The 20,406-nt window shown below is 67.6% G+C and carries 19 protein-coding genes and 9 pseudogenes; 17 read left to right on the top strand and 11 right to left on the bottom strand.

Annotated features, from left to right (window positions below):
* Positions 1-359: 359 nt before the first annotated feature.
* The 5 genes and pseudogenes from OG985_RS47320 to OG985_RS47300 all read left to right on the top strand — a co-directional run bounded on the left by OG985_RS47320 (position 360) and on the right by OG985_RS47300 (position 3,893).
* The gene (locus tag OG985_RS47320) at positions 360-1,361 is read left to right on the top strand and encodes a transposase (protein WP_371674218.1); all 1,002 of its coding nucleotides are present in this window, start codon (positions 360-362) and stop codon (positions 1,359-1,361) included.
* A 209-nt stretch (positions 1,362-1,570) separates the two neighbouring features.
* Positions 1,571-1,843, top strand: a complete 273-nt coding sequence (locus OG985_RS47315; RefSeq protein ID WP_371666533.1) for a hypothetical protein — start codon at positions 1,571-1,573, stop codon at positions 1,841-1,843.
* 130 nt (positions 1,844-1,973) lie between these two features.
* Positions 1,974-2,057 (top strand): annotated as a pseudogene (locus OG985_RS47310) (hypothetical protein); the annotation flags it as partial.
* 26 nt (positions 2,058-2,083) lie between these two features.
* A pseudogene (locus OG985_RS47305) lies at positions 2,084-2,892 on the top strand (ISAs1 family transposase); the annotation flags it as partial.
* Positions 2,893-3,209: 317 nt separating this feature from the next.
* Positions 3,210-3,893 carry a transposase family protein gene (locus OG985_RS47300; RefSeq protein ID WP_371666534.1) on the top strand — a complete coding sequence of 228 codons (684 nt, stop codon included), beginning with the start codon at positions 3,210-3,212 and terminating at the stop codon, positions 3,891-3,893.
* 85 nt (positions 3,894-3,978) lie between these two features.
* Here OG985_RS47300 and OG985_RS47295 read toward each other — a convergent pair.
* Positions 3,979-4,891 (bottom strand): annotated as a pseudogene (locus OG985_RS47295) (IS1380 family transposase); the annotation flags it as partial.
* A 164-nt stretch (positions 4,892-5,055) separates the two neighbouring features.
* Between OG985_RS47295 and OG985_RS47290 the strand changes: the two are divergent.
* The 3 genes from OG985_RS47290 to OG985_RS47280 all read left to right on the top strand — a co-directional run bounded on the left by OG985_RS47290 (position 5,056) and on the right by OG985_RS47280 (position 7,653).
* Positions 5,056-5,532, top strand: coding sequence for an ATP-binding protein (locus OG985_RS47290; protein ID WP_371666535.1), 477 nt, complete (start codon positions 5,056-5,058; stop codon positions 5,530-5,532).
* Between the two features lie 331 nt (positions 5,533-5,863).
* Complete coding sequence (locus OG985_RS47285; RefSeq protein ID WP_371666536.1) at positions 5,864-7,498, top strand: (2,3-dihydroxybenzoyl)adenylate synthase; 1,635 nt, start codon at positions 5,864-5,866, stop codon at positions 7,496-7,498.
* Positions 7,498-7,653 (top strand): hypothetical protein, encoded by a 156-nt coding sequence (locus OG985_RS47280; RefSeq protein ID WP_371666537.1) that lies wholly within the window; start codon positions 7,498-7,500, stop codon positions 7,651-7,653. Before OG985_RS47285 ends, OG985_RS47280 begins: the two co-directional genes overlap by 1 nt.
* A gap of 52 nt (positions 7,654-7,705) precedes the next feature.
* On the opposite strand, the pseudogene OG985_RS47275 reads toward OG985_RS47280, so the two are convergent.
* Positions 7,706-7,819: pseudogene (locus tag OG985_RS47275) on the bottom strand (IS5/IS1182 family transposase); the annotation flags it as partial.
* A 318-nt stretch (positions 7,820-8,137) separates the two neighbouring features.
* Between OG985_RS47275 and OG985_RS47270 the strand changes: the two are divergent.
* Entirely contained in the window at positions 8,138-8,761 is a 624-nt protein-coding gene (locus OG985_RS47270) for a transposase (RefSeq protein ID WP_371666538.1), read from the top strand.
* Positions 8,676-9,200, top strand: coding sequence for a hypothetical protein (locus OG985_RS47265; protein WP_371666539.1), 525 nt, complete (start codon positions 8,676-8,678; stop codon positions 9,198-9,200). Before OG985_RS47270 ends, OG985_RS47265 begins: the two co-directional genes overlap by 86 nt.
* A gap of 46 nt (positions 9,201-9,246) precedes the next feature.
* On the opposite strand, the gene OG985_RS47260 is transcribed toward OG985_RS47265, so the two are convergent.
* A complete protein-coding gene (locus OG985_RS47260) occupies positions 9,247-9,609 on the bottom strand; it encodes a transposase (protein WP_371666540.1) in 363 nt (120 codons plus the stop codon).
* 360 nt (positions 9,610-9,969) lie between these two features.
* Here OG985_RS47260 and OG985_RS47255 point away from each other — a divergent pair, with 360 nt between their 5' ends.
* Positions 9,970-10,725: a transposase family protein gene (locus OG985_RS47255; protein ID WP_371666485.1), complete on the top strand. Its 756-nt coding sequence runs from the start codon at positions 9,970-9,972 to the stop codon at positions 10,723-10,725.
* Here OG985_RS47255 and OG985_RS47250 read toward each other — a convergent pair.
* The 5 genes and pseudogenes from OG985_RS47250 to OG985_RS47230 form a co-directional block, all read right to left on the bottom strand.
* Complete coding sequence (locus tag OG985_RS47250) at positions 10,703-11,290, bottom strand: transposase (RefSeq protein ID WP_371674189.1); 588 nt, start codon at positions 11,288-11,290, stop codon at positions 10,703-10,705. The two genes, OG985_RS47255 and OG985_RS47250, sit on opposite strands and share 23 nt — an antisense overlap.
* Positions 11,291-11,384: 94 nt before the next feature.
* Positions 11,385-11,636: pseudogene (locus OG985_RS47245) on the bottom strand (IS110 family transposase); the annotation flags it as partial.
* An 8-nt stretch (positions 11,637-11,644) separates the two neighbouring features.
* The gene (locus tag OG985_RS47240) at positions 11,645-12,400 is read right to left on the bottom strand and encodes a transposase family protein (protein ID WP_371666485.1); all 756 of its coding nucleotides are present in this window, start codon (positions 12,398-12,400) and stop codon (positions 11,645-11,647) included.
* Positions 12,401-12,508: 108 nt separating this feature from the next.
* Positions 12,509-13,518 (bottom strand): annotated as a pseudogene (locus OG985_RS47235) (IS110 family transposase); the annotation flags it as partial.
* Positions 13,519-13,771: 253 nt separating this feature from the next.
* Positions 13,772-14,230: a transposase family protein gene (locus OG985_RS47230; protein ID WP_371666542.1), complete on the bottom strand. Its 459-nt coding sequence runs from the start codon at positions 14,228-14,230 to the stop codon at positions 13,772-13,774.
* Positions 14,231-14,808: 578 nt separating this feature from the next.
* Between OG985_RS47230 and OG985_RS47225 the strand changes: the two are divergent.
* The 5 genes and pseudogenes from OG985_RS47225 to OG985_RS47205 all read left to right on the top strand — a co-directional run.
* Positions 14,809-15,049: pseudogene (locus tag OG985_RS47225) on the top strand (ISL3 family transposase); the annotation flags it as partial.
* A 236-nt stretch (positions 15,050-15,285) separates the two neighbouring features.
* Entirely contained in the window at positions 15,286-16,488 is a 1,203-nt protein-coding gene (locus tag OG985_RS47220; RefSeq protein WP_371674219.1) for an IS110 family transposase, read from the top strand.
* A gap of 505 nt (positions 16,489-16,993) precedes the next feature.
* Positions 16,994-17,184, top strand: a pseudogene (locus OG985_RS47215) (ISL3 family transposase); the annotation flags it as partial.
* Between the two features lie 50 nt (positions 17,185-17,234).
* On the top strand, positions 17,235-17,585 hold the full coding sequence (locus OG985_RS47210; RefSeq protein ID WP_371666543.1) for a DUF6444 domain-containing protein: 351 nt from the start codon (positions 17,235-17,237) through the stop codon (positions 17,583-17,585).
* A 118-nt stretch (positions 17,586-17,703) separates the two neighbouring features.
* Positions 17,704-18,099 carry a transposase gene (locus OG985_RS47205; protein WP_371674188.1) on the top strand — a complete coding sequence of 132 codons (396 nt, stop codon included), beginning with the start codon at positions 17,704-17,706 and terminating at the stop codon, positions 18,097-18,099.
* Here OG985_RS47205 and OG985_RS47200 read toward each other — a convergent pair.
* The 3 genes and pseudogenes from OG985_RS47200 to OG985_RS47190 all read right to left on the bottom strand — a co-directional run.
* Positions 18,036-18,803 carry a sterol desaturase family protein gene (locus OG985_RS47200; protein ID WP_371666544.1) on the bottom strand — a complete coding sequence of 256 codons (768 nt, stop codon included), beginning with the start codon at positions 18,801-18,803 and terminating at the stop codon, positions 18,036-18,038. The two genes, OG985_RS47205 and OG985_RS47200, sit on opposite strands and share 64 nt — an antisense overlap.
* Entirely contained in the window at positions 18,790-19,521 is a 732-nt protein-coding gene (locus OG985_RS47195) for a FadR/GntR family transcriptional regulator (protein WP_371666545.1), read from the bottom strand. The genes OG985_RS47200 and OG985_RS47195 overlap by 14 nt, the downstream gene beginning before the upstream one ends.
* A 288-nt stretch (positions 19,522-19,809) precedes the next feature.
* Positions 19,810-20,166: pseudogene (locus OG985_RS47190) on the bottom strand (ISAs1 family transposase); the annotation flags it as partial.
* A 36-nt stretch (positions 20,167-20,202) separates the two neighbouring features.
* Between OG985_RS47190 and OG985_RS47185 the strand changes: the two are divergent.
* The gene (locus OG985_RS47185) at positions 20,203-20,391 is read left to right on the top strand and encodes a hypothetical protein (protein WP_371666546.1); all 189 of its coding nucleotides are present in this window, start codon (positions 20,203-20,205) and stop codon (positions 20,389-20,391) included.
* Positions 20,392-20,406: the final 15 nt, after the last annotated feature.

The raw sequence follows: 20,406 nt of genomic DNA, 5'->3' as shown, positions 1-20,406 counted from the left end.
TGGTTGATCGGTCAGGGAGAGCGGAACAGGCACGGCTTCCAAGATCATGGACTTCTCGACGCCCCGTGACCTGCCTGGAAGACCGTGCCTGCCGAAGCATCATCGCTGATCCCGTCTGCCCTTGACCAACTCCGCGAGCATCCAGGTGTCGGCGTACACGTGAACGTGGCCCTGGCAAGATTTTCGTGAAGCGGGGCTGTGCCACCGTGCGCCGGTGACGCTCCGTCACGGGTAGTGGGACCTTCGGCGAGTGTGATGATCTCGTACGAATTGTGTCGCCGCACCTGGATGCTGGTGCGGGGGAACGGGTGTGGTCGTCGGGTGGCGTGGTCCGTATCGCTGTCCGTACCTGCGAGTTGATGGTGGCGTGTCCGGATTGCCGGTGCGAGTCGGCGCGGGTGCACAGCCGGTATTCCCGCACGCTGGCCGATGTCGCCGGGGGCCGCCCGGTGCTGATCAGTTTGGCGGTGCGGCGGTTGTTTTGTGACAGTGTGGATTGCGGGCGGCGGACGTTTGCCGAGCAGGTGGAGGGGCTGACGGTGCGCTGTCAGCGTCGCAGTCCGCTGCTGCAGCATCTGGTCGAGATGGCCGGGGTGTTGCTCGCCGGCCGTGGCGGGGCCCGACTTCTGCGCATCTTGAGGACGCCGTTGTCGCGGACGAGTGTGCTGTTCCAGTTGATGCGCATGGGGCTTCCGGCGGTAGCGACACCGCGGGTGCTGGTTGTGGATGACTTTGCGTTGTACGCGGACGTCTACGGCACGCTGCTGGTGAATGCCGACACGCGGCTGCCGATCGAGTTGTGGGCCGGGCGCGATGGCGAGCAGCTGGCCTCCTGGCTGCGAGCGCATCCCGGCGTCGAGGTGGTGTGCCGGGACGGTTCGCTGGTCTACCGGCAGGGCATCGCCCAGGGAGCCCCGGACGCGGTGCAGGTCAGCGACCGTTTTCACCTGTGGCAGGGGCTGTCGAAGCGGGTCTCGGACATCGCCGCGGCCCACCGCGGCTGCCTGGCCGCCGCAATACTTCAACCCGAACCGGCCCCACCGCCGTCGGACGAACCGTGCGAGGCGGGGCGATACTCCCGCCCTCCGTCACGCGAAGCGACTGTTCGAGACCGTCCAGGGGTACACCGGCACGGCCCGCAGTCTCAGTGCGATAGCCCGCGAGCTCGGCTTGAACCGCCGCACCGTGGCCAAGTACGCACGCGCTGCCTGTTGGCAGGAGTGCGTACGGCGCACTCCGCCCCGCCGACCCACGAGCCTCGACCCGTATCTGGAGTATCTGAGGCAGCGGTGGGAGGAAGGCGAGCACACCGCGACCGTGCTGCACCAGGAGATTGCCGCCAAGGGCTACGGCGGCCATGACCAGCAGGTCAAGATGGCCATCGCGCCGCTACGCCGCGGTCTGCCGATCGACACACCGCGCGAGCGGCCACCTTCGCCCCGCCAGGTCGCCCGGTGGATCACCACCACACCGCCGAAGCGCGGCCTGCACCCCACCGAGGCACTCCGTCGGCTGCTTGAACACTGCCCGGAGCTCGACCAAACCCACACCGGTAAGGCAGTTCGCGGCCATGCTCGATGCCCGCGACGCCGCCCCGCTGCCGGCCTGGCTCGACCAACTCGCGGCCTCTGGCCTGCCCGCCTTGGCGAGCCTGGCCAACGCCATCCGCGAAGACCAGCCGGCAGTCGTACAGGGGATCACCACCCCGTTCAACTCCGGCATCAACGAAGGCCGCATCACGGACCTGAAACTCCAGAAACGGATCATGGCCGGCCGCGCCGGCATTCCGCTCCTACGCCACCGCGTCGTCCTCATGGCCCACCTCCGACGCCACTACCCGTGACGGAGCGTCACCGGCGCACGGTGGCACAGCCCCGCTTCACGAAAATCTTGCCAGGGCCACTTCAACTCGTACCCAGACACCAGGACTCGCGCCGGAAGAAGTGCCCGGACTGCTGGGCCGCCTCGCCCAGGTGCCCGATCCGCGTGATCCCCGTGGAGTGCGCCACTGTCTGGTCGGCGTCCTTGCCCTGGCCGCCTGCGCGGTACTGGCGGGGGCGACGTCGCTGCTGGCGGTCGGCGAATGGATCACCGACGCTCCCCCCACGTGCTGGAACACGGCGGCGTGCGACTCGACCCCCTTTCCCCCAAACGGGCCCTGCCTGCGGAAACGACAGTCCGACGACTGCTGGCCCGGATCGACGGCGACGCATTGGACCCGGCGGTCGGCCGCTGGCTGTCCGACCGCCGCAACCAAACCCAGGGCCGGCCGAGCGGCTTGGCGGTCGACGGCAAAAGCCTTCGCGGAGCGGCCAGGGCCAACGGCCGCAGGATCCACCTGCTCGCAGCCCTGGACCACACCACCGGCCTGGTCCTGGCCCAGCTGGACGTCGGTGAGAAGACGAACGAGATCACCTGCTTCCAGCCGTTGCTGGAGACCATCACAGACCTGGCCGGGGTGGTCGTCACCAGTGACGCCATGCACACCAACGCGAGCACGCCGACTACCTCCTCGGCCGCGAAGCCCACTACATCGTGATCGTCAAAGGCAACCAGAAGAAGCTCCGCAAGCAGCTCAGATCCCTTCCGTGGACAGAGATCCCGCTGCAGGGCCGTGTGAAGGGCATCGGCCACGGCCGCTCGGAGATCCGACGGATCAAGGTGGTCACGGTCAACGGCCTGCTCTTCCCCGGAGCCCGCCAGGCCGCCCAGATCAAGCGTCGCCGCACCGACCGCAAGACCGGCAAGACCACCATCAAGACCGTCTACGCCGTCACCAGCCTCACCGCTGAGCAGGCCGGCCCCGCCCAGCTGGCGGCCCTGATCCGTGATCACTGGCAGATCGAAGCCCTGCACCACGTCAGAGACACCACGTTCGCCGAAGACGCCTCACCACTGCGAACCGGCAACGCGCCCCGGGCGATGGCCACTTGGCGCAACCTCGCCATCGGCACCCTGCGGCTGGCCGGCGCGACCAACATCGCAGCAGCTCTGCGACACAACGCCCGCAACGCGGACCGCCCGCTCGCCCTGCTCGACCTCAAGTGATCACGAAACGGACACCCACCTACTTCGCCGAAGCCCTGCGGGGCGGGGTCGTTGGGTTGGCAGGTTACAACCGGGTTGGATGCGGAGCAATTGACCGAGCTCTGGCTCGGGTGCATACGGCGCTTGGCGGCAGCGGGCGGGTCTCGCGGGGACGGCCGTCCGTGCTGGGGCTGTACTGGTCAGTGGTGATGGTGCCGTTCCTGCTGCGGCAGAACCCAGTCCAGCAGGCGGCGGCCGAGCTGTTCGGCTGCAGCCAGTCCACCGTCTCACGTCGGCTCGATCTGCTCGGGCCGCTGCTGGAGCAGGTCCTTGCCGAGTTCGTCCCCGACCCGGCGGAGGCGAGCACGGGGAAGGTGGTGCTGGTCGACGGCACGCTGGTTACCACCTGGGACTGGGCGGGCCGGGGCACCGAGCTGTTCAGCGGCAAGCATTGCGACACCGGGTTCAACCTGCAGATCGCCGCCACTTTGGACGGCGGCCTGCTCGCGGTCTCCGCCCCCGTTCCGGGGTCCTGGCACGACATCCGCGCCTGGCGGGAATCAGGCTTCCCCGGTCTGTTCGCCGACCGCGAGACGATGGGTGACCTCGGCTATATCGGCACCAGAGTCCATCAGCACCCTGCGCGCCGCCGTCGAACGAGCGATCGCACACCTGAAGGACTGGAAGATCCTCGCCACCCGCTACCGCGGCCCACTCGACACCCTCCCGAGCATCGTCCGCACCATCACCGCACTCGCGTTCTTCCGAACCTCCTGGTGAGGCTTATGAATAACCCTCCCCGTCAGCTTGCTGACGGGGAGGGTGTGTCTGTGTGGTGGGGTCTTTTCGGGGCTGGGGCAGGCTGAGGGCCCGGCTTTCGCGTCGGGTGGGCGCCGGGTTCCACTTCGCCGGTGTGGTGGTGATGGTTGTCGGGATGGTCGAAGTGGCTGGTCAGCCGGGGTTCGGGAGGATATGGAGCCTGTCGTCGCGTGGGTGATGACGTCGGTCCAGGGCCATCGGGCGGTGAAGCGGAGCCAGTGGCGGCGCCCAGTGTGCACGAGCTGTGCGGCGGCGGAGAACAGGCGCAGGCGGAGCTTCTTGGGTTCCCAGCGGCGGGTGGCGCCGGTCAGGGCAAGCATCGGCATCCAGGCCAGGAGGTCGAGTGCGAGGGAGACGATCTCCAGCCAGATCTGGTTTTGTGAGGTTCCCCCGGCGTGCGGGGGCAGGTTGCGCAGGCCGGTGTCGCGGGAGTTTGGGATGCGGTCCTCGCAGCGGGCCCGTCTGCGGTGACGCAGTTCGAGGTCGGCGAGCTGGCCGCGTTGGGTGTTGGTGGCGAAGCAGGTCAGCCGCAGTCCGTCGAGGTCGGTGAAGCGCAACTGGGCGCCAGGGTGCGGGCGTTCCCTGCGGACTGTCAGCCGCATCCCGTTGGGCCGGGAGGAGAGGTCGGGTTATGTCGGTGATCTCTGCTACCCAGGCGCCGGGCCGCTCGGTGCCACCGGCGTCGTAGGCCGGTGTCCACGCCTTCTTCGCGATCTTCAGGACGGCTGGTGGATGGTGTCGGTGATGGTTATTCCGACGGAATACGACAGCCAAGGCCTGGCTTGGTGAGCCAGTCGAGGAAGGCGTGCGTGCCGCCGGCGGAGTCGGTGCGGATCAGCGTCTGCCGTCCCCGCCGCAGGTGTCTGGGCAGCTGGGCCAGGGCGAGCTGGGTGGTGGTGATGTGATCGCTCGCGGTGTTGGAGCCTGCGTTGCCGGGCCGTAGCAAGGCGGCCACCGGCTCCCCGGACCCGGCCTGACCGTGGTCGACGAACGCGACGAGCGGGTGGTGGCCGAAGGTCTTCTTCCAGGTCGCAGTGGCGTCCTGACCCGGACATGAAGATCGCGCCCTCAACCAGCTAGAGCACTATCCGATGAGCCGATTTTTTCGGTTTTGGGTATGGACTGCTCAGGGAGCCTGCGCGCCACGGGAGTGTGCTGGAAGTACCAGAAAAAGCATTCCGGCCCCCTTCCGGACAGGCAGTGATCTTGATGACGACCACCACGACCTCCCACAGCCGGCAACAGCGCCCCGCGCCGCACGCCGCCGCGGCCGGTGCGCGCGTGTTCAGCCTGCCACTGGAACACGGACCGCTCGCACCGGCCACCGCCCGCCGTGCCGCCCGCCCCATCCTGGCCTCCTGGGGACTGGACGAAGACCAGCTCTACGACGCCCTGCTGGTCATCTCCGAACTGGTCACCAACGCCGTCACCCACGCCCTACCCCCCGTCGCCCTGCACCTGCACACCACCACCAACGGCCCAGGCCGCGTCCAAGTCCACGTCAGCGACGGCGGCCCCCACACCGCCTCCCCCACCACCAGCTGGGCCACCACCCGCCCCACAGACGAACACGGCCGCGGCACCACCATCATCACCACCCTCGCCCACCACACCGGCACCACCCCCGCCCCCGACAACGACACCGACGGCCTCATCAACCACTGGGCCGACCTCGGCGCCGCCTGATCAACGTCTCGTCTGCCTCTGTCTCACATTCGGTGGTGACGGTAAGTCATGACGGCGATGGACAGGCCATCGGCCACGAACCCGCCAGATCGTGCCTCGCAGCCGATCTTCTCTGAGATCCCGCACTTGGTGTCTAGTCGTGACAGTTCGACGCGACAAGGCTGGCGCCCCGGCGGGATACCGGCCGCTTCGAAACATCGTAGTCAGAGCGCCAGCCGTACTCTCCTACCATGGCCCGGGACCGTCCGCGGTTGCGAAGCTCCACCGGAGCCCAGAGAGCCCGGTAAATGCCGGGGCGGCTGATCAAAGTGGCGAAATTTTGAGGAGAATTATGATGCTTGATGGGTGTGTTCCCTGGCCGGCAGAGTTTGCCGACCGGTATCGCAGCAGGGGCTACTGGGCCGGTATTGCCCTAGGTGAGCTGCCCGCCATGTGGGCCCGGCGCTTTGGTGACTGCATCGCCGTGGTCGCCGGTGACAGACGCTGGAGTTACGCCGCGTTGGAAGAGCGCATCAACCGGATGGCTACTGGGCTGCAGCGTCTTGGCATCGGGCCGGGCGACAGGGTGGTGTTGCAGCTTCCGAATGTGGCGGAGTTCGTGGAGATATTCTTCGCATTGTTCAAGCTCCGGGCCATTCCCGTCGTTGTGCTGCCTGCATACCGCCGCAGTGAGGTGACGTACGTCTGTCAGCACACTGAGGCGGTCGCCTACATCGTTCCCGATCGGCACGCCGGTTTCGACTTCCCGACCTTGGCCTCTGAGGTCCAGAGCAGCGTGCCCTCGCTGAAGCATGTGATCGTCGTTGGCGAGTCGAAAGGGCGGCTGTCGGCCGACGAGGTGCGGGCCGAACCGGGCGAAGCGGAGACTAGGTGGCAGGTCGCCGACCCGGGCGATGTCGCAGTGCTACATCTGTCCGGCGGCACTACTGGGACTCCGAAGCTGATCCCCCGCACCCACGACGACTACCTATACGGGGCGCGGGCCGGCGCGGAGCTGTGCGGCTTTACCCATTCCACCGTCTACCTGTGCTCGCTGCCAGTGGCGCACCAGTTCTCGCTCAGTGCGCCCGGGGTGCTCGGCACCTTCCTCAACGGCGGACGCGTCGTTCTGTCCCCCAACTCGGCGCCCGATACCACCTTTCCCTTGATCGAGCAGGAACGCGCCACGGTCGCAGCGCTGGTTCCCCCACTGGTCGAGGCGTGGCTCAGCGCCGCCGCCCAAGCGTCGGCGGATCTGTCCAGCCTGGAGGTGCTGCAGGTAGGCGGTGCCAAACTCAAGCCGGACCTCGCCCAAAGGGTGCGGCCAGGGCTCGACGCCCGGCTCCAGCAGGTGTTCGGGATGACCGAGGGGCTGCTCAACTTCACCCGTCTCGACGACCCAGACGACCTCCTGTTCACCACCCAGGGCCAGCCCCTGTCACCCGACGACGAGATCCGCGTCGTCGACGACGATGACCACGACGTACTACCCGGCGAGCCGGGCAACCTCCTCGTGCGCGGCCCCAACACCATCCGCGGCTACTACCGCGCACCCAACCACAACAAGGCGGCTTTCACACCTGAAGGCTTTTACCGCACCGGTGACGTCGTCCAGCAGATACCCACCGGGCATCTCGTCGTCGTCGGCCGGGCCAAGGACCAAATCAACCGGGGCGGCGAAAAGATCGCCGCTGAAGAGATCGAATACCATCTCCTCGCCCACCCCGGAGTCGCCGAAGCCGCCGTGGTCGCCATGCCCGATGCCTTCCTCGGCGAACGCGTCTGCGCCTACATCGTGCCCAGCGACTGCCCAGCCGCTCCCGGTCAACTGGTCAACTTCGTCCGCAGCCGTGGTCTGGCCGAGTACAAGCTCCCAGACCGGATCGAGAGCATCGACGCACTGCCCCGGACCGCCGTCGGGAAGATCAGCAAACAGAAACTGCGCGACCGTATCACCCTCGCCCTCACCGGATACGGAGCCAACTGATGAACACCCACAAACTCAAGCCTGCCCAGGTACGCTCCGATATCGCCGCTCTGCTGGGCGTACCCGAAAAAATCGAACGCTGGCGTTGCGCCGGAGTCCACGTCAGCTTCGCCGCGCTCATTGCCGGTAGCGCAGGCGTGTTTCGTGGGACGTGAGGTAGCCCCAGTGAGTCTTTGTCAGTAATGGGTCACGACGGTGTGTGATCGTTCAGATGGTGCGGTCGTGTTCGATCTGGAGCAGGACGAGGGCTGCGGCGGCGATCTTCGTGATGCGGCTGGGGTCGAGGCTGACTCTGCGCAGGGCTTTGAAGGTGATCTTGACCCTGTTGCCTATTGGCTGTTGAGGGCTGACAGGGGCTTGGTAGTGCTGACAGGGTTGGTGGTGCGGCCGGTTCTTCCTGATCCCCGAGCGTGGGGTGGGCTGGGCGTGTCGCTGGAGCCGCAGTCGTGGCCGGAGCCGGATCCCGTGGTGGCGCGGGCGGTGCGGGCGAAGAATTTGGGCGGCAGGTGCCGTTGCCGGTGACGGTGCGTGACCGGCTGGGGGAACTGTTCCCGATCGGGGAGTTCGCGGAGGCTTTCGGCGTGACCGGGCCGGCGAGCTGGTCCCCGGGCCGGCTCGCGTTTGCCGACGGTGTTCCAGATGGCCGAGAACCTGACGGACCGCCAGGCTGCGGAGGCGGTGCGTGACCGGCTTTCGTGGGCGTACGCGCTCGGGTTGGAGCTGACCGACACCGGCTTCGACTTCACCGTGCTGTCCCAGTTCCGTACCCGGGTGGTCGAGCATCATCTGAAGGAGAAGGTCCTGGACCTGCTGCTGGAGAGGCTGACGGAGCAGGGTCTAGTCGGGGCCGGAGGCAAGCAGCGCACCGACTCCACCCATATCGTCTCCGCGGTACGGGGCCTGAACCGCCTGGAGCTGGCCGGGGAGAGCGTGCGGGCGGCGGTGGAGGCGTTGACGGTGGCCGCGCCGCACTGGGTCGCCGGCGTGCTGGACGTGCCCGGCTGGTCGCACCGCTATGACACCCGGATCGACACCTGGCGCATGCCCTCCTCCACTACCAAGCGCGACCAACTCGCGCTGACCTACGCCCGCAACGGCTTCGCCCTGCTCAGCGCCGTCTACTCCGCGCTCCGAACCCTGGCTGCGCGAGCTGCCCGCGGTGCAGACCCTGCGCACCGTGCTGCTGCAGAACTACACCCGCACCGCCGCACGCGGCGGTCGCGAGGTGGTGGCCCGCCGGACCAAGACCGAGGAGGGCGGTAACGGGCTTCCGTCCGGCCATCTGCGCATCGCTTCTGCCTACGATCCCGACACCCGCTGGTCCGGCAAGCGCGACACCTTCTGGAACGGGTTCAAACTGCACGTGAGCGAGAGCTGCACGGAGGCGCCCGAGAAAGAGCGCACCGCCCCGAACCTGATCACGAACGTGGCCACCACCGCCTCCACCGTCCCCGACACCAAGGCCCTGGACGGCATCCACCAGCAGATGCAGCGCCGCGGCCTGCTCCCGGGTGAGCACTACCTCGACTCCGGCTACCCCAGCGCCGACCTGATCGTGAAGTCCCGCCACGCCTACGGCATCGCACTGATCACCCCGGTCCTGCTCGACCAGTCCCGCCAGGCCCGCGAGAGCGCCGGCTTTAAGCCGACGCGTTCACCATCGACTGGAAGTACCAGCAGGTCACCTGCCCCAGGGGTGTGAGCGATCACGTAATTCGGCTCTGTCGCTGATCTTGTGATCGGGCGGGTCAGGATCTCTGCAGGATGCGGGTGCGGAGGAGGTCGAAGTTGGCCCGGCCGTATCCATCCCTTTTGATCCGTTTCGCCCTCGTGTTCTGGCCCTCGACCTGGCCGGAGCTCCAGGAGCTGGACAGGCCGGCGATGACGGCGTCCTGGTCCCGGCGCAGGCCGTTGACCAGGGAGTGCAGTGCGGGCAGGTCGTCGTGTTCGACGCGCTCCATCCAGGCGGGGAGTTCGTTGCCGGTCAGGTCCCGCAGCATCGTCGCGAAGTCGCGGACGTGCTGGGTGACCGCGTCCAGTTCGGGACAGACCGCACGGATCTCCTTGAGCGCGAGGGCGTCCTCGTCCGGGAGATTGCCGGGGTTCGTCATGATCCATCTGACGATACGGCGGGGCCGTGGAGCCACACGGGGCGCTGCCGGTGCGGCGGTGAAGGTTTTGAAGGAGCGAAGGTAGCGCCGGGTGGTCTGGATGCTGCCCCGGAAGCCCATGGCCTGGATTTCCTGGTGGAGTTGTGCGCTTCGCGGCAGCCGTCGTTCCACCGATGATGAAGGCGGGCCACCGTGTACGGGTCGAGGATGCTGACTCGGTTCGTCCCGTTGACCAGTGAGCGTTTTCAGGGTGGCCACTGATCGAGTGATGCAAGGGGATGGCTGGCAGGGCAACGGACGAGGCTCCCAGGCAGTTGAGAGAGGTATCTGACATGCGATCTCGGTTGCCGGGGAGCCCCGTTGATTACGTATCCTGCCGCACTCGACCTCCCGCATGCCCTCGTGGAGACGGTCACGATGCTGATCGTCCTTCGTGAGGGTGACCGCCGGTGCAAGCTCCGTCCGTCCGCGCGTGCGGTTGTCGCGCTCGTGTACTTGCGCCAGCACACCACGCTGGCCCAGATCGCCGCTGGTTTCCGCATCAGCGTCGGGACCGCGCACGCCTATGTCCGCTCCGTGGTGGGCCTGCTGGCGCGCCGGGCTCCGGGGCTGACGCGGGCCCTGCGTGAAGTGAAGGCCCGGGCGGAATACGTGCTGGTGGACGGCACCCTCGCGGAGTGCGACCGGGTCGGTGACGGCCGCGGGGACTACTCGGGAAAGCACCGGCGTCACGGTGTGAACCTGCAGGTCGTCACCGATCCGGACGGCACCATCGTATGGATCTCGAAGGCGCTGCCCGGTCGCACCCACGACCTCACCGCCGCCCGCACCCACCGGATCATCGACACCTGCCGCAGACTCGGTATCCCGGTCCTGGCCGACCTCGGCTACCTCGGTGCCGGCGGCACCATCACCACCCCGATCCGACGTTCTCCCGGCAAAGAACTCAACCGCCGGCAGCTATCGCTGAACAGGGCTCATGCCCGCCTGCGCTACCCGGTCGAGCGCGGCATGGCCCGATTGAAGACCTGGCGGATCTTCCGCAAAGCCCGCTGCAGCCCCACCTGGCTCACCACCGCAGCCAAAGCCGTCCTCACCCTTGAGAGCTACTGCTGAAAATCCTCAGTAGTTCGTCGATGCTGGTGGCGCGGGCGAAGCGGCGCACGGTGGACCGGTCCAGCCGCAGCGTCCGGCAAATTCGTTCCAACGAGCTTCCGTCGGCCAGGAGTTGCTGTACGGCGGCGTACCGCTCCTTCGTTCGGGTCACCAGGCGGCGCTCGCGTCCGCAGACGTCGAGCGTGGAGTCGGTGGCGGGCGGCGGTAGCTGCCAGATGTCGTCTCCGGGCGGCGGGGTGAGGGGTACGGTGTTCGCGAACACGGTCCGGATGCAGGCATGATGGGCGCCAACGGTCTTCTCCACCGCTTCACCGAGGTTCTTCCACAAATGCCAGCCATCGGCAATCTGCGCCGCCTGCGGGGCCCCGGTGCGGGCGCCCTCGGCGTAGGCCCCGCCGCGGTCCCTGCAAATGATCTCCACCTCGGGGTGGTCGCGAAGCCAGGTGGCCAGCGGTTCGGCCTCGCGGCCCGGCAGCACGTCGATGGGTCGCCGCCGTTCCAGATCTACCAAGATCGTCGAGTACGAGTCGCCCCTGCGCATGGCGAAATCGTCAACACCCAGCACTCTGACGCGTAAATAGCAGCAGGTCAGGGTGGGGGTAGGCAGGGCTGGGTGCCCGGTGGCTGTGGCGCTCGCCGGGTGTCTGGGTGCGGGTCGGTCAGGCCGCGCCTTCCAGCGGGTTGAGGGTGACGGTGTAGCCGAGCTGATTGAGCGCACTGATCGCGCGGCGGGTGGCGCGTTCGGGGTCGCGCTGGGCGAAGTAGGTGCCGCCGAGCTCGTGGTAGGTGACGTTGTCGGTGAGCATGTGCCAGATCGCGGTGATGATCGAGTGCTCGACGGCGACCAAGGCTCGCATCGGGCCGCGGCGGGCGGTGAGCCGCTTGTAACGGGCCTGCAGGTAGGTGTCCTTGAGGATTTTCAGCAGTAGCTCTCAAGGGTGAGGACGGCTTTGGCTGCGGTGGTGAGCCAGGTGGGGCTGCAGCGGGCTTTGCGGAAGATCCGCCAGGTCTTCAATCGGGCCATGCCGCGCTCGACCGGGTAGCGCAGGCGGGCATGAGCCCTGTTCAGCGATAGCTGCCGGCGGTTGAGTTCTTTGCCGGGAGAACGTCGGATCGGGGTGGTGATGGTGCCGCCGGCACCGAGGTAGCCGAGGTCGGCCAGGACCGGGATACCGAGTCTGCGGCAGGTGTCGATGATCCGGTGGGTGCGGGCGGCGGTGAGGTCGTGGGTGCGACCGGGCAGCGCCTTCGAGATCCATACGATGGTGCCGTCCGGATCGGTGACGACCTGCAGGTTCACACCGTGACGCCGGTGCTTTCCCGAGTAGTCCCCGCGGCCGTCACCGACCCGGTCGCACTCCGCGAGGGTGCCGTCCACCAGCACGTATTCCGCCCGGGCCTTCACTTCACGCAGGGCCCGCGTCAGCCCCGGAGCCCGGCGCGCCAGCAGGCCCACCACGGAGCGGACATAGGCGTGCGCGGTCCCGACGCTGATGCGGAAACCAGCGGCGATCTGGGCCAGCGTGGTGTGCTGGCGCAAGTACACGAGCGCGACAACCGCACGCGCGGACGGACGGAGCTTGCACCGGCGGTCACCCTCACGAAGGACGATCAGCATCGTGACCGTCTCCACGAGGGCATGCGGGAGGTCGAGTGCGGCAGGATACGTAATCAACGGGGCTCCCCGGCAACCGAGATCGCATGTCAGATACCTCTCTCAACTGCCTGGGAGCCTCGTCCGTTGCCCTGCCAGCCATCCCCTTGCATCACTCGATCAGTGGCCACCCTGAAAACGCTCCTTGGTTCTCACCGCGCCGAGTGCGGCGAGTCCGAGGGCGCCTTTGAGATAGGGATGCCGGGTCGGACTTTGGTGCTCTTGGTTCGGCCGGCGGACTCGTGGTGGCCTGGGCAGACGCCGGCCCAGGACGCGAGGTGCCTGGCGGAGGCGAACCGGCTCATGTCCCCGCCGGTCTCCGCGATGATCACCTCGGCGACGGCCCGGTTGATCCCGGGGATGGTGTCGAGGAGGTCGAGCGAGGGACGAAAGGGAGCCATCGCCCCCTCGATCCGCTCGTCCAGCTGCCGGATCGCGTCGGTGAGCTGGTCGTAGTGGTCCAGGTGCAGCCGGGCCAGGAAGGCATGGTGGCTGCGGAAGCGTCCGGTCAGCGCCTCGGTCAGCTCGGGGATCTTGTTGCGGAGCTTGCGTTTGGCCAGCTCCGCGAGGACCTGCGGGCCGCGTTCCCCGCCGATGAGGGCTTCGAGCATGGCCCGGCCAGAGACCCCCATGATGTCGGAGGCGACCGCGGACAGCTTGATCCCGGTGTCCTCCAGCAGCTTCTCCAGCCGCTGCACGATCTGGCCGCGCTCGCGGGTCATCTGGGTGCGAGCCCGGGTCAGGTCTCGCAGCTCGCGCACCGGCTGGGGCGGCACGAACGAGGCCCGCACCAGGCCATGCGCACCGAGCTGGGCCAGCCAGGCCGCATCCGAGACGTCCGTCTTGCGGCCGGGCAGGTTCTTGACCTGCCGCGCGTTGACCAGGATCACGTTCAACTCCCCGGCCAGAAGGTAGTAGAAGAGCTTCCAGTAGTCCGACGTCGCCTCGATCACGACCAGGGTGACCTCGGCGGCGAGCAGGTGATCGCGCAGGGCGAGCACCGCGTTCGTCGTCGAACCCCACGTCGTGGTCTCGGTCGCGAAGGCCCCCCGCCGCTTGGTACTCGGGGTGCGGACACACGCCTTGGCATCCTTCTTGCTGATGTCCACACCGGCGCAGCGCTCGTGCAGCACATCCACGTCCCTGTCCCTCCCTCAACGGCCGAGTGGTACGCCGTTCCGGGGGGACCAAGGTGAATCAGGAATTCTGACGCACGTGCTCGCAGCAACACTCCACGGTTCCCGTGGACGGCCCCCAGCACCACGCTGACCTGCGAGCTCACCGGCATCACAGAGCATTCGGTTTCGGCCGGAACGAACCCCACCAGCGTCCCGCAGCGGTATCAGCCCGCGTCAGAGGCAGACGGAAGCACCCCAGCGCGCGCCACAGGATTTACCACGCCCCCGGCGCGCACCGACGGTGCGCTGGACCGCTGACCTGCCCGACTGGCTCCTCGGGAAAGGCTCGGAGGAGACGTAACAGCGTGTCCTTCGCCACCGGAACTCCAAGAGCCGCCGCGAGCCGGCTCCCCGGCCGCCCGGCCAGCGCCACCGCGATGCTGGTAAGCATCTCGCGCAGCAGCCGGGTGAAGCGGGCATGTGGGCTGGTCAGCCCGGCAACCTGTTCGACGAACGTCACTGCCGCGCAAGCGGCGTTGAGGCACCGGAACCGGCGCACCAGCAGCAGCTCGATCACCACCCGGGCGCCGCTGATCGCCGCATCCGACAACCGTCGCGGATACCGGCCGTGCACCCGTCCCGAGGAACTGCCGCAGTGCGGGCACAGCCCATCGGCCGCACGCGCGCGGGCATGCAGGGTGATCCCGCCGACAGGCCGCTCCACCAACTCCACCACGACACCCGTCAGATGAGGAAGAAGCGCCTCGAAGCTCCGCGAAGTACACACGAATCATGATCACAGCCGCGCCGTCCGGAGATCACCCGATCGCAAGATCAGCGACAGAGCCGAATTACGTGATCGCTCACAAGGGGCAGGTGAGCTCTTCCTCGAGCCCGTGCACCCAGCACGGCTATCCGATGATCGTGGTCGCTTTCTCCAAGCCGGCCTGCGGCCCCACCAGCCCCACCACCAGCCGCCGGGGCTTCCGCCAGCTCACCTTGAACCCGCGCTCGCTGACCGAGCCCTGCACACCGCCCGCGCCGAGCAGGCCGGCCGGCACTGGCAGGACGCCTACGCCCTACGCTCCGGCGTCGAGAGCACCATCCACCAGGCCCTCGCCGTCACCATAACCGCCGGGCCCGCTACCGCGGCCTGGCCAAGACCCACCTCGAACACGTCCACAACGCCGTCGCCCTCAACCTCATCCGCCTGAGCCTGGTGGAACAGCAAGCCACTGGACCGCCGCCACACCAGCCACCTCGCCCGACTCGAACTCAGCCTCGCTGCATAGCCGAATGGGCAACAGGGTCAACCTGTGCGACAAAGTTGTGGCCGAGGTCCGCGCCCACGCCCCCTGCTGGGCCATCGTCAACCCGCCCCGGCCCGGCGGCGTGCGCGAGCAGACTACCCGCGAGCGCTGGCACAAAGTCCACGCCCTCCTCGACTCCGGCGTCGGCCTGCTCGACCGCTCCCGCAGACTGAACCTCGCCTTGAATACCGTCAAGCGTTACGTCCGCGTCCCTTAAACCACCCGCGGACCGCATCGCCCCCCCATTACCTTCTTGATCAGCACCGCAATGGGGTTCCCGGCCTCCGGGACGGCATGACTGCTCCCCCCTGTTGATCATGATCTGGGGGGTGGTGTCACCGCTCCCGGAGGCACTGGTAGACCGCTGATGAGGGGCATGACCACCAACTCCTTCGGGAGGCAGGGAGGTTCTTCGTAATGTGGATGCCGGCATCTGGTGCCGCAGGTGAGGCCGGGACCGTACGACCGGAGAGTGCTTGTGATCGACACCAGCGACATCGGCGCCTTCCTGGGCCTGGACGTCGGCAAGGGCGAACACCACGCCACCGCGCTGACCCCGGCCGGGAAGAAAGCCTTCGACAAGCGGCTGCCCAACAGCGAGCCCAAGCTCCGCGAGGTCTTCGCCAAACTGATCGCGAAGCACGGCACCGTACTGGTGGTCGTCGACCAGCCCGCATCCATCGGGGCCCTGCCGCTGGCCGTGGCCCGGGACGCGGGCTGCAAGGTCGCCTACCTGCCCGGGCTGACGATGCGGCGGATCGCCGATCTCTACCCGGGCGAGGCCAAGACCGATGCCCGCGACGCGTTCATCATCGCGGACGCGGCCCGGGCGATGCCGCACACACTGCGGTCCATCGAGCTCACCGACGAGACGGTCGCCGAGCTGGAGATGATCGTGGGCTTCGACGACGACCTCGCAGGTGAGGTCACCCGGGTCGCCAACAGGCTCCGTGGGCTGCTGACCCAGATCCACCCGCACCTGGAGCGAGTTGTCGGCCCGCGCATCCAGCATCCGGCCATCCTGACGCTGCTGGAACGCTTCGGTTCCCCGGCCCAGATCCGCACGGCCGGACGCCGACGACTGGTCACCCTCATACGCCCGAAGGCCCCCAGGATGGCCGAGCGCCTGGTCGACGAGATCTTCACCGCCCTGGACGAACAGACCGTGGTCGTTCCAGGCACCGATGCCGCCGCACTGATCGTCCCCAGCCTCGCCGCCTCCCTCCAGGCAGTGCTTGACCAGCGCAAAATCCTCGCCACCAGGATCGAGGAACTGCTGGCCAACCACCCTCTTTCGAAGGTCCTGACGTCCATGCCGGGGATCGGCGTCAGGACCGGAGCCCGCATCCTCATCGACGTCGGCGACGGCAGCAGCTTCCCGTCCGCCGCCCACCTCGCCTCCTACGCCGGCCTCGCACCGGCCACCCGCAGCTCCGGCTCCTCCATCCGCGGCGAACAACCCTCCCGCCGCGGCAACAAACAGCTCAAGAGAGCCTTCTTCCTCTCCGCGTTCGCCGCCCTCGCCGACCCGGCCTCCCGCACCTACTACGACAAGAAGATCAAGCAAGGCAAGCACCACACCCAGGCCATCCTCTGCCTCGCCCGCCGCCGAGCAGACGTCCTGTTCGCGATGCTCCGCGACGGCACCTCCTACGAACCCAGAACCCCACGCCTCGCTTGACGAAAGACATGGGTGCGCCGTGAAGCGCGAGTTGTTCGGGTGGCGGTGAAAGGACGCCACCGCCGTCCTGTCGCAGTAGGGCGGTTGAAGCTGAGGGCAGCCCGATCCGGGAGGTGCCGGGGAGGGTGGCAAGCGGCCCTGACAAAGCCGGGACGTATCAGCACTGCCAGATGGTGCGGGTCCGGCAAGCGAGACGGAAAGGAGTACGCGAGGAACCGGCGTTGACGCCTCCTTACTCGTCACCAGCTCGAACCTGGCGGATCTGGGCTGGATGCGGTGCGTCCCTGCCTTGCTATGGGGGCGGCCTGTTCGACCTCCAAGCGGTGGCGGTCACTCGCTACCGCTACAGAGGCAACACGATCCCCAACCCCTGGACCCGCCCCAACCACGCCTGAACGGCAGAGTCCGTGGAGAGCCCGGTACTCGGAGACGGGTACGCCGGGTTCGGCGAGCGGCACGGAGAAACGGACCGATGGCAACACCGGCACCGCGCTCCGTGCCGACTCAACGGGCCCCCCGCTACCGACCCACCCTTGTCGACCCCTACCGCGACCACCTGCGCCGACGCCGGCCCGACATCCGGCCGTTCCCGTCACGCACCTCCTACACGAGATCAGGGAACTGGGCTATACCAGCAGTGCCAACCTGCTGGTCCGCTACCTCAATCAGGACCGCGCCGAAGGCGACCGCCCCGTGGCCGCGAGCGCGGCCAGCTCCTCCACACGCAGCCCCTGGCCGCCATTCGGGTGTCGGAGTTGGAGCGGCGTCTTGGGGCGCGCAATTCGGGCAACTCCTCGATGCCGCCGTCGTCGGACACCTTCGGGCGGCCGGAGAAGAAGGCGGCACCCAAGAGCGGACGTAAGCGGGGCCGTCAGCCCGGGGCGGGCGGGGCTGGACTGGCCATGGCCGAGCACCCCGACGTCACCGAGGACCATGTCCCGGCGGCCTGTACCGGCTGCGGAAACACGTTGGATCAGGGCGCCAGCGTCGGCTTCGAGCGGCGCCAGGTCCGTGACATTCCCCTGGCCACGGTAAAGGTCACTGAGCACCGGGCTCATCGCTGCCGGTGCGCGTGCGGCACGGTCACGGCGGGCTGATGCCCGGACAGATCGCCGGATCGCCCTCCTCCTACGGCCCGAACCTGCGCGCACTGGCCGTCTGCCTGCTGGTGTTCCAGCACATCCCGGTCGAGCGGACGCGCGGCTGATCAAGGATGTGACCGGGGCGGAGGTCTCCACCGGCTGGGTGGCGTCCCTGCTGAGCGAGGCCGTCGGCCTGGTCGAAGACTCACTGAACCTGATCCGGGCGCTGCTGGTGATGGGCCACATCCTGCACGCGGACGAGACCACCACCTGGATCGGGGCCGTACGGCGCTGGCTGCACGTCGCCTGCACCGGCTTCCTCACTCTGCTCCACCTCGCGCCTCGTTCCCGGGACGGCGCCGGCCAGGGTGGGGTGCTGCCGCACTACCGCGGTGTCCTGGTCCACGACTCGCTCTCCATATATGGCGGGTGGTTGGCGTCCCGGGCGTCGTTCAGGGCAGGGGGTCAGGCTGTGCCGTGGAGGTTCTTGGCGGTTGGTGACGTCCGTACCGTGGCCGGGTCGGGGTAGGTTCCCAGGAGCCGGTCGGCGCTCGCGGTCGTGGTGACCGTGAACCAGTAGTGCTCGTTCTTGTAGTGGTGTAGCCGGTGGTTGCGCCAGATGGCTTTGTAGGCGCTGCTGCGGGGCTGGTAGTCGCTGTGGATCAGGTAGTGGGTCCACTCGTAGAGGAGCCCGGTCACTGCCACGGTGACCATGAAGGTCAGGGCTTGGCCCAGGCGCGGGAAGGCGATGAGGGCCATGATGTTGTAGCCGGCGATGACCCAGACGAGCGCCCGCCAGGGGATAAAGACCAGGGGGACGTCACGTGGGTCGACATGGTGTTCGCGGTGTTTCCTGGCCAGGAGAGGGTCCAAGACGACGCCGGCGACCTTGCGCGGACGCCAGTGCAGTACGAAGACGTGTATCAGCCATTCCAAGAGCGGGAACAGCAGGATGAGGGCGACCGGGGCGTAGACGTCGTCGGTACGCCAGTCCCCCAGGGCAATCCGGCAGGCAAGCACCGTCACCAGGGTGCCGCTGATCATCCAGGGGGAAGGGTGACGCCAGAAGGCCAGGAACACGTTTCCCAGCGTGACGTCTCTCCGGTGTGGTGACGTCGGCTGTGCTTTCTCGGCCGCGCGGACCTCGTCCGCTCGGAGGCGGGCTCGGGTGGGGGCATCCGAGGCCTCGTCGGTGGACGGCCGCATCCGCATGAGCGTCCTACGCAGGTTCATCGCTCTCCTTAAGTTGGTCGATGACGTCGATCAGAGCCTGGGTCGCCGGGCGGAGCAGATCCTCAGCACGGGTGCGAGCGGCGGTCGCGTCGCGCTGAACTATGGCGTCGGTCAGGGCCGTGTAGGCATCCGTCCGGTTCACCTCCGTGGCCATGACGTGGACCAGGGCCTCTAGGGCGGGCTCGTAGGCGGTGCGCAGGCTGTTGAACATCAATCGGAAGGTCACGGACTCGGCCGCGTCCGTGACGTGTTCCCAGAAGGTCAGGGCGCGCCGTTGCCTGCTCACGGGATCGGTGTCGGTGTCGAGCGCCCGGACGGCGTCCTGGAGTAGGGCGGCGAGGGCGGGTCCCTTGCGCCGAGCTGCCAGTTCGGCGATCTTCGGGCCGATGTGAAACCGTGCTTCCAGGATGCTGCGGGCAACTTCCAGGTCGATCTCGCCGCCGGGGAAGAGGAGGCGAGGGAGCAGATCGAGACCGCCCGCTCTGCGGATGTCCCGCACAGTGGTGGCATCGCCTTGGCGGACGTCCAGAAGACCTGCGTGCGCGAGTCGTTGCAGCGCTTCCCGTACGGCGGAACGTGAGACGCCGAGGACTTCGGCGAGGCGCCGTTCGCTAGGAAGACTTTCACCGGGGGCGAGATTACCGCTGACGAGTTCGGTGAAGAGCTGGTCGAACACTTCGTCAGGAACGGAGCGCCGGTTGACGGGTTGTAGAGGCATGCGGAGACCCTACGATTCTAGTGGACTGATGGTCCAGTGGTCAGACCAGTCAAGGTGAAAGATGTCGTACCTACGATGTGCGTGTCCTACATGGTCAGGGCTTCGGCGAAGTAGGTGGGTGTCCGTTCGTGATCACTTGAGGTCGAGCAGGGCGAGCGGGCGGTCCGCGTTGCGGGCGTTGTGTCGCAGAGCTGCTGCGATGTTGGTCGCGCCGGCCAGCCGCAGGGTGCCGATGGCGAGGTTGCGCCAAGTGGCCATCGCCCGGGGCGCGTTGCCGGTTCGCAGTGGTGAGGCGTCTTCGGCGAACGTGGTGTCTCTGACGTGGTGCAGGGCTTCGATCTGCCAGTGATCACGGATCAGGGCCGCCAGCTGGGCGGGGCCGGCCTGCTCAGCGGTGAGGCTGGTGACGGCGTAGACGGTCTTGATGGTGGTCTTGCCGGTCTTGCGGTCGGTGCGGCGACGCTTGATCTGGGCGGCCTGGCGGGCTCCGGGGAAGAGCAGGCCGTTGACCGTGACCACCTTGATCCGTCGGATCTCCGAGCGGCCGTGGCCGATGCCCTTCACACGGCCCTGCAGCGGGATCTCTGTCCACGGAAGGGATCTGAGCTGCTTGCGGAGCTTCTTCTGGTTGCCTTTGACGATCACGATGTAGTGGGCTTCGCGGCCGAGGAGGTAGTCGGCGTGCTCGCGTTGGTGTGCATGGCGTCACTGGTGACGACCACCCCGGCCAGGTCTGTGATGGTCTCCAGCAACGGCTGGAAGCAGGTGATCTCGTTCGTCTTCTCACCGACGTCCAGCTGGGCCAGGACCAGGCCGGTGGTGTGGTCCAGGGCTGCGAGCAGGTGGATCCTGCGGCCGTTGGCCCTGTGAGGGGCCTCGCGTTTT

This window comes from Streptomyces sp. NBC_00289 (genome assembly GCF_041435115.1).
In the GTDB taxonomy this organism is placed as follows: Bacteria; Actinomycetota; Actinomycetes; order Streptomycetales; family Streptomycetaceae; genus Streptomyces.
This window is presented reverse-complemented; position numbering and strand designations above follow the sequence as displayed.

What these genes read in the sequence shown, in the direction of transcription:
- OG985_RS47320 (WP_371674218.1), top strand. Translation starts at nt 360, where the DNA reads ATGGTGGCGTGTCCGGATTGCCGGTGCGAGTCGGCGCGGGTGCACAGC.
- OG985_RS47315 (WP_371666533.1), top strand. Translation starts at nt 1,571, where the DNA reads ATGCTCGATGCCCGCGACGCCGCCCCGCTGCCGGCCTGGCTCGACCAA.
- OG985_RS47290 (WP_371666535.1), top strand. Translation starts at nt 5,056, where the DNA reads ATGACGACCACCACGACCTCCCACAGCCGGCAACAGCGCCCCGCGCCG.
- OG985_RS47285 (WP_371666536.1), top strand. Translation starts at nt 5,864, where the DNA reads ATGATGCTTGATGGGTGTGTTCCCTGGCCGGCAGAGTTTGCCGACCGG.
- OG985_RS47280 (WP_371666537.1), top strand. Translation starts at nt 7,498, where the DNA reads ATGAACACCCACAAACTCAAGCCTGCCCAGGTACGCTCCGATATCGCC.
- OG985_RS47270 (WP_371666538.1), top strand. Translation starts at nt 8,138, where the DNA reads ATGGCCGAGAACCTGACGGACCGCCAGGCTGCGGAGGCGGTGCGTGAC.
- OG985_RS47260 (WP_371666540.1), bottom strand. Translation starts at nt 9,609, where the DNA reads ATGACGAACCCCGGCAATCTCCCGGACGAGGACGCCCTCGCGCTCAAG.
- OG985_RS47200 (WP_371666544.1), bottom strand. Translation starts at nt 18,803, where the DNA reads ATGAACCTGCGTAGGACGCTCATGCGGATGCGGCCGTCCACCGACGAG.
- OG985_RS47195 (WP_371666545.1), bottom strand. Translation starts at nt 19,521, where the DNA reads ATGCCTCTACAACCCGTCAACCGGCGCTCCGTTCCTGACGAAGTGTTC.